This is a genomic window from Vibrio sp. 2132-1 (assembly GCF_033344315.1).
In genome coordinates this window covers 1-502 of the sequence record NZ_JAWPON010000920.1, presented here as the reverse complement: position 1 = coordinate 502, position 502 = coordinate 1, and the positions used below count along the sequence as shown (strand labels likewise).

Here is a 502-nt window from a genome sequence, read left to right as displayed (position 1 = left end):
TCTTACTTTTATTTATTTTACGCTTAGAAATAACTGATTGTATGTTGAATGACATTGTTGAGCACCACAGATTTGGGTGCTTTTAAATTGCGTAATTGTCGTTTTGAACCACTGACTTTTTGGGGAAAGTAAGATGTTGAAACCTAGTTTGATTGCTGCTTCTGTTATCGCAACACTAGCAGGTTGTTCTGCTCTGCAAAGCTCTGAGCAACAAGTTGTAAATTCACTGGCTGATAACCTTGATATCCAGTATCAAGTGCTCACTAACCATGGTGCTAATGAGGAGCTGGCATGTCAGGATTTGGGCGCTGAGTGGGCATCTTGTAACAAGGTCAACATGACGCTAGTAAACCAAGGCGAAGCAGTTAACTCAAAAGATTGGGCGATCTACTTTCACAGCATTCGTTTGATCCTAGATGTCGACAATGAACTTTTTTAATGCTACGGCGTCCCGCGAGATCTACACAAACTTGAACCAACTGATAAGTTTGATGGTTTTGCT

At 40.8% G+C, this 502-nt stretch carries 1 pseudogene; it reads left to right on the top strand.

Going from position 1 to position 502, the window contains the following annotated elements:
* Positions 1-133: 133 nt before the first annotated feature.
* A pseudogene (locus R8N47_RS28735) lies at positions 134-502 on the top strand (carbohydate-binding domain-containing protein); the annotation flags it as partial.